This window comes from Lentilactobacillus hilgardii DSM 20176 = ATCC 8290 (assembly GCF_000159315.1).
GTDB lineage: Bacteria > Bacillota > Bacilli > Lactobacillales > Lactobacillaceae > Lentilactobacillus > Lentilactobacillus hilgardii.
The window spans coordinates 1-6,149 of sequence record NZ_GG669992.1 but is presented as its reverse complement, the minus strand read 5'-3'; the positions used below and the strand labels follow the sequence as shown (position 1 = coordinate 6,149).

General features: G+C 40.1%; 6 protein-coding genes. 2 read left to right on the top strand and 4 right to left on the bottom strand.

Annotated elements, in window-relative coordinates:
* The first annotated feature begins 245 nt into the window (after window positions 1-245).
* Window positions 246-1,391 (top strand): trans-sulfuration enzyme family protein, encoded by a 1,146-nt coding sequence (locus tag HMPREF0519_RS00035; protein WP_003633574.1) that lies wholly within the window; start codon window positions 246-248, stop codon window positions 1,389-1,391.
* Window positions 1,392-1,605: 214 nt separating this feature from the next.
* On the opposite strand, the gene HMPREF0519_RS00030 is transcribed toward HMPREF0519_RS00035, so the two are convergent.
* The 3 genes from HMPREF0519_RS00030 to HMPREF0519_RS00020 form a co-directional block, all read right to left on the bottom strand.
* Window positions 1,606-1,797, bottom strand: a complete 192-nt coding sequence (locus HMPREF0519_RS00030) for a hypothetical protein (RefSeq protein WP_003556206.1) — start codon at window positions 1,795-1,797, stop codon at window positions 1,606-1,608.
* Window positions 1,798-1,859: 62 nt separating this feature from the next.
* The gene (locus tag HMPREF0519_RS00025) at window positions 1,860-2,393 is read right to left on the bottom strand and encodes a GNAT family N-acetyltransferase (protein WP_003633572.1); all 534 of its coding nucleotides are present in this window, start codon (window positions 2,391-2,393) and stop codon (window positions 1,860-1,862) included.
* Between the two features lie 166 nt (window positions 2,394-2,559).
* Window positions 2,560-2,811: a CsbD family protein gene (locus HMPREF0519_RS00020; protein WP_003633570.1), complete on the bottom strand. Its 252-nt coding sequence runs from the start codon at window positions 2,809-2,811 to the stop codon at window positions 2,560-2,562.
* Window positions 2,812-2,902: 91 nt separating this feature from the next.
* On the opposite strand from HMPREF0519_RS00020, the gene HMPREF0519_RS00015 reads away from it, so the two are divergent.
* The gene (locus tag HMPREF0519_RS00015; RefSeq protein WP_003633568.1) at window positions 2,903-4,474 is read left to right on the top strand and encodes a hypothetical protein; all 1,572 of its coding nucleotides are present in this window, start codon (window positions 2,903-2,905) and stop codon (window positions 4,472-4,474) included.
* Between the two features lie 87 nt (window positions 4,475-4,561).
* Here the strand turns inward: HMPREF0519_RS00015 and HMPREF0519_RS00010 are convergent, their stop codons facing one another.
* Window positions 4,562-5,740 carry a thiolase family protein gene (locus HMPREF0519_RS00010; RefSeq protein ID WP_003556198.1) on the bottom strand — a complete coding sequence of 393 codons (1,179 nt, stop codon included), beginning with the start codon at window positions 5,738-5,740 and terminating at the stop codon, window positions 4,562-4,564.
* Window positions 5,741-6,149 lie beyond the last annotated feature (409 nt).

Genomic DNA, 6,149 nt, shown 5'->3' with positions numbered 1-6,149 from the left:
TACTGCTTGGCGGGGCAGTCCTAAAAGAGTGTGCGGAAAAAGACGCGTTGGTCCCAGAGTACAAGAAACTAAATTCAACATTCCCGAATTTGGAAGGTGGGATTTAGTTCCTTGTATGGCAGGGATCAGTCTTTTGGAGCAGTCCTAAAAGAGTGTGCGGAGCAAAGCGGTTAACGTTCGGAGTAGACCAAGTGACTCAGAATAAATCAACTTAACAAGATAATTCAATATGTAGAGGTGCTTTTTTGACTAAATTTAATACATTATTAGTCCGTGGCGGCAAGCCGGACGATAACCATACTGGTGCTGTTAATGTGCCGATTTACAATTCTTCAACTTATCGTTACCCTAAATTGGGTTCAGATGTACGTTGGGACTATGAGCGCTCTGGAAATCCAACTCGGGATAATGTTGAAAATGTGTGTGCGGAACTTGAAAATGGTGATCGGGGATTTGCCTTTTCAAGTGGGATGGCGGCCATTCATGCGGCACTTTCATTGTTTAAGCCAGGAGATCACATCATTATTGGCGATAATATTTACGGTGGGACCTTTCGGTTGGTGAATGATTTCTTGAGACCACGCGGTATTAAGTTTTCTGAAGTGGATACGCAAAATATTCAGGCACTTGAAGAGGCGTTCACGCCGGAAACCAAGGCGGTTTATTTTGAAACAGTCACTAATCCATTGTTAAAAGTTTCCAGTGTGAGGCAGATTTCAAAGCTTGCCCATGAACATGCTGCAATGGTTATCGTGGATAATACCTTTCTAACGCCGTATCTTCAAAAACCATTGGACTTGGGGGCTGATTTGGTCCTTCATTCGGCAACCAAATACCTGGGCGGCCACTCTGATATGACTGCTGGTATTATTGTTACGAGGACCAAGGAGCTAAGTGATAAAGTTTACGCCCTTCAAAATAGTATTGGAGCTATTCTGGCACCGCAGGAAGCAAACCTGCTTCGACGTGGGATTCAGACTCTTAACTTACGAATGGATCGCCATATTTCAAATACTAAAAAGATTATTAAGTATTTGGAGCGAAGCGATAAAGTCGGTAGGGTTTATTATCCAACCGTTGATAAAAATAGTATTGATTACGCTATTATTAAGGACGAAACAAAAGGTGCCGGTGGTGTCCTGTCGTTTGAATTGAAAGATGGGTTGGACGCTGCTAAATTTGTTAACAGTCTCCAATTAATTATTCTGGCGGTTAGTTTAGGTGCTGCTGAAAGTTTAGTAGAAGTACCGGCATTTATGTCGCATTTTGAAATTCCAAAGCCGGATCGTTTGGCAATGGGTATCAAAGATGAATTGATCCGTTTATCAGTTGGTTTGGAAGACGCGGATGATTTAATTGCGGATTTGGATCAGGCGTTTAAAAAAATATAGTGTGCGGAACAAAGCGGTTAATGTTCGGAGCATAAGGCGTTTATTTCGGGAATCCCGGGTTTGGATTTTTGAAATGAATCCCTTATGTGCAGAATACTGCTTTGAGGAGCATTCCTAGAACAAGTGTGCGGAACAAACCGACTAGTAAAGTAGTCCAAAATAGTAATCAAAAAACCGAGTCGGTAATTTACCGACTCGGTTTTTAACTTTAAAATTAACTTAAACTAAACAAGTTCACAAGAATAACACCCATTATTAAAACAATGGCAATTAATCCTGTTGAAAACTTGGTGAAGAATTGTCCGTTGACCTTATCGAGTAAGAAGAAAGTGATTCCCAAACAAATAATGCCAATAATATACATTGTAATTAAAGCTGTTTTAACATCTGCATCTGAAAGCGCCATTAAATCACCTCAATAAAATTATTGTACATCAAGGCAAACACAGAGAAAAGAAACGGCTTCGATTATTCAATGATTAGTTGATAGGCGTAACGTGGGGATGCTTCATGATCCTTTTCTTCCATGTAAATCGTTCCCCGTTTAGTGAAGCCATTTGTCGTGATAACATGTTGCATGCCCTTATTATCGGGATGTGTATCGATTCGAACGTCTTTATAACCTAGGACACTTGAAATGGTAATTAAACCGGTAATCATTTTTTCTGATAAATGCTGTCCACGAAAATCTGACGACATAGCAATCCGATGAATTGCGGTGTATCTGCCGTGAACGCCGTTTAACCATTCACCGTCGTGGATTTGTAAGTAGCTCACATCGAGGCCTTGGTGAAGGGCTGCGGTTGCTGCAATTTTTCCGTCGATAATTAGAACGTAGGTAATGCCGAATTTAACATCGGTTTCCAAATCTTCATCGGTTGGATAACCGTCCTGCCATTGGTCGATTCCCTGTTTCTTTAGAAAGGCTTTAGCATCCGTAATAATTTTTCTGATTTCTGGAAGGTCTCGATTCGTTGCTTGACGTAAATATGTTGCAGACATCAATGCTCACATCCTCTTTGTTATTTCTAATCTGAATGATTAGATTTGCTTAGCACGAAAGAGCATTATAGAGCATCGATTTTTTAATTGCAAGAAGAAACGGGTGAGAAAAGAAAAAAGGTTGAAAGCGGCAATCGATGCCGTCTTTCAACCTTCACAACTAGAATTAGTTGTCTTCTTTATTCTTCTTCTCATGCTTATCCAAGAATTCGTTTGCTTTTTCGGCGACTTTGTCTTTGGCATCTTCAAGCTTTTCCTTTGCTTTACCGGATGCATTTTGGAGCTTACCTTTTAACTTCATCTTGTCATCGCCGCTTGCTTCACCAAGTCCTTCTTTTGTTTTGCCAACTACTTTATCAGATTCGTTTTTTAATTTGCCCATTTTGACACATCCTTTCGTATTCCTTATGTTTATCATAACTAATTAAGAGGGGATTTTGCAATTTTTAAGATTGTTTTTTGAGGGAGCGCTTTGTGTTAGAATAAATTGAATTTGCAAGGAGGAAAAAATGGTTAAAGATGATGCTTCAATCAAGTCTCATAAATCTGATCAGCTTGCCGGGGTAAAAAAGACTTTCAGCTTCTTGGGTTCTGTTGTGTCTAAACTGCTTGGCGAAAATACATACGCAAAAAGTGCGATCTATTCCGAACGTATCATAAGGGGCGCACACAGTTCCTTGAATCACCCATTGAACGCAGGCTTATCACTTGCTGAATTTAAAATGGCAAAGTCAAGTCAATTGGGCTATTTGGCAGCTGTTAAAGATTTAATGACAATTAATTTTAATCAATTTTCTTTCATGATAGCATGGGCAACCGGCGAGGAGACGCCGGAAATTGTGAATCAGGCTACGGGGAGAAATTATGCGGCCTACCTTGGAGAAAGCCGGGATGAACGACAATTCACATTGGGCTATCAAACCGCAGTGATCCATTTTGTCCAGGCAATTTCTGGTGAAGGTGGTTTTTTGCCGACCATTATGGATCGACTTGCAGGATTCTCAATTGAAGAGGCTTCCCAGATGGCAGACGCCTGGTTTTCCCACATTAATCGTTATTTAAGGGACGTCTCTCCCTATAAGAAATTAACAGCAACTTCTGATAGTCATATTGTTAAGGGCATGATTAATGAGTACGATTCCGGTTTTTTGACCCAATACCAAATCGGTGGGCGAACTTTATTTCAGTATAGTAGCGACGATGGCCCTGATTTCAGTTACCAGCATGATTTGCCGCCGATAATTGTCCGCTCGCTTGCTGATAACCACTTGAAGGATGCAGTCAGGCGGTTTATTAAGCGAGATGTTACAGGTTTAATTGATTTGATGGTATCAGTAGTGTTGTATGCGATCTGCAGGGAACAGTTGACTGTAGACAACTATGATTTGCTTGGCATACCAGCTCTGATGACGTCAACCGACCGGACAGCTATTGCATCAAGTCTTGAAATGAACGAGACAATTATTTTTTTAAAAATGGGGATACCGGCAACGATTGTCAAAAGTGCTGAAAAGATGGCAATTCTTGATTTAAGTGATGTTGCCCATACGAGAAATGCTGACAATCAAAACTTCCAACAGATTTTTTCCTATGTCCTCGGACCATTACACAAGCCGATTATTAATGATTTTCATCAAAAAATTGAAATCGATTACGGAACCTTTGATCAACTCTTTACCGGAATGTTAAAAAAATTGTTTTTGCCTCTATTACTAAACTACTCATTTGCCAGAAATCGGGCACTTTTGTTTGCCCGACAACATTTATCCTTTGACTTAACATCACTGGCAGATACGATCCCTGTTAAGCCGACAACATTAACAGAACACGTTGAATACATTGCTGTCGTCCACGTAGCGCACTTCTCCGGGCTGATTGGTAGAGGGATGGCCAATCATACCAACTTAACGCAGGCAGACAGTCTGAGCACGTTTAGCCACCTTATGAAAGCTGATCCGGTCTTTCGATCACTGGATTCGGCATACGACTTGCGGTCTAAAAGTACAAAGAAAGTGCTTTATTGGCTATATCAGAGTTCTTTCTTTAAAGAATTGCCGGAAAGTGAACGTGTTAGGTTGTAATAGGAAAAGAATGACAAAATTAAAAAGACGGCGTGACTTAAATTTTTTAAGTCAGTGTCGTCTTTTGTGTAAAACTGAGGTTTCTGATTAATACTTTTTAATTAGCATTGCTGAACCCATGCCGCCGCCCATGCATAAGGAAGCAATCCCGTATGTTTGACCTGTACGGTTTAAATTATTGATTAGGGTAGTCACGATGCGTGCTCCCGAATCACCTAACGGATGTCCAAGCGCAATGGCACCGCCGCTAATATTTAATTTGTATTCAGGAATAGATAGGTCTCTTGAAACGGCAATACATTGTGATGCGAAAGCTTCGTTGATTTCAAAGAGGTCAATATCGGTAACCTGCATTTCTTGGTTAGTGAGTAGTTTCTTAATTGCGTAATAAGGGGCATATCCCATAATATTAGGATCAATTCCCCGCTCGGCGTAATCAATGATTTCTGCCAATGGTGTCAGATTCAACCGTTTGGCATGCGATTCGGTGGTTAGCAGCAGTGCTGAAGCACCATCGTTTAACCCTGCAGCATTTCCCGCAGTTACCGTGCCGTTTGTTTCAAAAGAAGGGGGAAGTGTTGACAGTTTTTCGAGACTTGTATCAAAGCGAACGGATTCATCTTGACTAACGAGGGTGCTTTTCTTCTTATTAGTCGTTTGAATCGGCACGAGCTCTTCGTCAAAATAATGGTGATTAATGGCATCTTGGGCTTTAAGATGTGAATCAAGTGCAAATTGATCTTGTTGTTTTCTGCTGACGTGATAGATTTTAGCAACGTTTTCTGCTGTTATTCCCATTGGACGATTGGAGAATGCGTCAGTTAATCCATCACGTTCCAAACCATCGTAAACGGTGAACGAACCGAATTTGGTTGGCTGCCGTTGATTCATATTCAAGAATGGCACGTTGGACATGCTTTCGGTACCACCCGCTAAAATGGTTTTGTGTTCTCCTATTAAAAGTTCGATTTGAGCTTGGCGGATTGCTTTCAAACCCGATCCACACACTTGGTTGATTGTAAAAGCTGTTGTCTTAGCAGAAAGGCCACTGTTTAGTCCGATCTGTCGGGCAATGTTTTGACCATTGCCAGCTTGAATTGCATTGCCAAATATAACCTGATTAATATCTTCAATTGGTATCTTTGCAGTTTTAATTAATGCTTTGGAGACTTCGGTAGCAAGTTCAACGGCGCTTTTATCTTTTAACGCACCGTTTAATTTTCCGATAGGTGTTCGTTTGGCATTAATGATTACGATTTTTTCCAATGATTCATGGCTCCTTTTCCGTATTCAAGTGTTAGTATACATATAGCAGGCTTTTTTAGGTGGTTATGTGACTTTACTTTACTGCTTTCTTAGTTTTTTCAAGAAAAGTTGAAATTAATTTGGAAAAACTGTTGACCTTCTCTAAAATAGCTGGTAATATATTATTCGTTGCTTCGATACGAACAACATATACCAATCGCTTCCAAAAAAGTTTTTCTTGACTTAAAAGATTCGATGATATATAATTAATTTCGTTGCTTGAAGCGCAGGACAACAGCGATTCATCAAATTGAATCATTTAAATCCTTTTAAAATTTAAATGTTGTTTTGCAGGTAGACCTTTGAAAACTGAATAAAATTTTCGACAAACAAATTGTGTAGGGTGCTTCGATTTTAATCGAAGCCAATC

What these genes read in the sequence shown, in the direction of transcription:
- HMPREF0519_RS00015 (WP_003633568.1), top strand. Translation starts at nt 2,903, where the DNA reads ATGGTTAAAGATGATGCTTCAATCAAGTCTCATAAATCTGATCAGCTT.
- HMPREF0519_RS00020 (WP_003633570.1), bottom strand. Translation starts at nt 2,811, where the DNA reads ATGATAAACATAAGGAATACGAAAGGATGTGTCAAAATGGGCAAATTA.
- HMPREF0519_RS00025 (WP_003633572.1), bottom strand. Translation starts at nt 2,393, where the DNA reads ATGTCTGCAACATATTTACGTCAAGCAACGAATCGAGACCTTCCAGAA.
- HMPREF0519_RS00030 (WP_003556206.1), bottom strand. Translation starts at nt 1,797, where the DNA reads ATGGCGCTTTCAGATGCAGATGTTAAAACAGCTTTAATTACAATGTAT.